At 63.5% G+C, this 2108-nt stretch carries 2 protein-coding genes; both read right to left on the bottom strand.

Going from position 1 to position 2108, the window contains the following annotated elements:
- Positions 1-271: 271 nt before the first annotated feature.
- On the bottom strand, positions 272-1540 hold the full coding sequence (locus tag VIH17_12625; GenBank protein HEY4684074.1) for a saccharopine dehydrogenase NADP-binding domain-containing protein: 1269 nt from the start codon (positions 1538-1540) through the stop codon (positions 272-274).
- A 134-nt stretch (positions 1541-1674) separates the two neighbouring features.
- Positions 1675-1842, bottom strand: a complete 168-nt coding sequence (locus VIH17_12630) for a hypothetical protein (protein HEY4684075.1) — start codon at positions 1840-1842, stop codon at positions 1675-1677.
- Between the last annotated feature and the right edge of the window lie 266 nt (positions 1843-2108).

A 2108-nucleotide genomic window follows, 5' to 3' on the forward strand; every position in this document is an offset into this window, starting at 1 on the left:
GGGGAGATGCTCCATCGCCGCCTGGTGCGCCCGTTTCGACTTTGGTGTGCGCTCCAGGTAGCGCTGAATTTCTTTTTCCAGCCACACCATGACGGACCTCGCTAAGAAGTTTCCAAAAAGATTGGCCCCCGGATTCCGCCAGCGGCCCAAAGCCTTCGGCGGACCGATCCGCCGCTGCCGACAGGGAGGAATTCATCTGGTGGCTGGACCAAGCTCACCGGCTCACCGCCACGACCCCGGGCTGGACGAAAGCAAGACCGGCGTGCCGACTCTACCCAGCCGTCTTTCCGACTGTCAAGCTGCCGCGCCGGACGCCCGGACCAGCGCGCCCGGGCACTTTCATCGTAATGCTGATGCCCCGCAGGGCCATTTCCTCGAAAAAGCGTTCGACCGGCATCCCGAGTTGTCGGGACTCCGGCGCGAAAACACCCCGGGCGGTAATCTCGTTTCGGGCGATCATCCGGGCGGCGACCGCCGCGGGAAATCCCGTGTCGCGCGCCACTGCGCTCAAATGCTGTTCCGGCGAAGCATGGATGACAGCTTCCACTACGCGCCTCTGCCGGCGCCCGGCTCGTATGCCCTCGACCACAACGCGCAAAGCCTCCATGTCGCCGGCCTCTTCCGGCCCGCCGCTCCGGCCAGGCTGCTTTGCCACCAAGCTGTGCAGCATGGCTCGCGGAGACACCCTGGCGCTTCCCACCCGAACCGGCTCTTTGCCGAGCAAGCCGAGGCCAGCCAGAAAGCTAACTCGCGCGACAAATTCGTCGTCGTAGTTGATTTTGAAAAAGCAATCGCGCAACCCCTTCTTTCGATAATTCATGGGCAGGGTGAGCGCCTCGGAATGGAGGGAGAAACGCACCCTTTGCCGGCCCACCGGCGAGGGGAAATCCACCGCTTCCTCGCCGGAGAGCACTGGCTGCTCGCGCCATTTGCCCCCGGCAAAAATCACCGGCTTCAAGGTCAGCTCGTCAAGCATCGTATCCAGGGAAAAAGATACCGGCAGAAGTTCGGTGCTCGGCCGGGTCTCGCGAGCCCCGATAGAATCGGGGCGAGCACCGTTATAGATGCGAATGGCGTGCACCTCGTCCAAGGGATCGGCGGCCAAGCGGGCCATCAGATTCGTCAGGCCCGGGGCGCTGCCCATGCACAGAATGGCCAAGAGTCCCGCCCGGCAAAATTTGCCGTGCCATCGAAGCTGCTTCCTGGTTGTGTAGAACAGCCCGCCGAGGTCCACATAATGGGTTTTCGCTTCGAGCGCCGCCTGCATGACCGAGAGGTTGAAACCATAGTGCGTGCAATTGACAACCACATCGAAGCCGCGCAGCAGGCGCGCCAAGGCTTTTGGGTGGGCAGCGTCGGCGCGGGCTACCAAAGCAACCCCGCTGCCGTACCGGCGGGCCACCTCACGCGCCCGGCGAAGATCTTTGTCCACCACGAGGAGGCGCCGCAAATCCGGGCTGCGCGCCAGGTCGTACACGACCGCGCGGCCCATCATGCCCGCCCCAAGCACCACCAAGCGCATATTTCCACCCAACGCCATTGCCACTCACGGGAGCTGGCTTTTGTGCTAGTTAGACGCCGGCTTGTCCACCGCAAGGGACCGGCATCGTCTCGGGCCTGATGACCAGCGTGTTGCTCGCCCGCTGAGCCTGGCGCGGAACTCCTACTCCCCCACTAGAAGAAGAACTTGAGGGCGAATTGAATCAGGCGCGGATCGCGGACGCGTTTGACGCGGCCAAAGTCCGACTCGCTGGTGATGCTGCCGTCGGGGTTAACGAACTGGGCGTGGTTGACGACGTTGAAGAACTCGGCCCGGAATTGCAGGCCCGTCCGCTCGGTCAATTTCGTCTCCTTGAGCACCGCGATATCGAAGTTGTTGATGCCCGGCCCGCAGCAGATGGTACGCGGGGCGTTTCCGATCGTGCCGGCCCGACCGAAGCGGCCCCACCGCCGGTCGTTGCTGGGTCGTCTGGGCTCCGGAAGACGGGGTGTTGATCCCGGCGACGGACGAGGCTTAGAGAATCCTATGGAAACAGGCCGCGCCTCCGGGTGGCGCCCCTATGCCACTCTCCTTCTTCCGCCGCTCGCATGGGTTCTGCTCTTCTTGA

The organism is Candidatus Acidiferrales bacterium (assembly GCA_036514995.1).
GTDB lineage: Bacteria > Acidobacteriota > Terriglobia > Acidiferrales > DATBWB01 > DATBWB01.

Bases quoted from the DNA above. Each gene is read 5' to 3' on its own strand.
- VIH17_12625 (HEY4684074.1), bottom strand. From the start codon at position 1,540: ATGGCGTTGGGTGGAAATATGCGCTTGGTGGTGCTTGGGGCGGGCATG.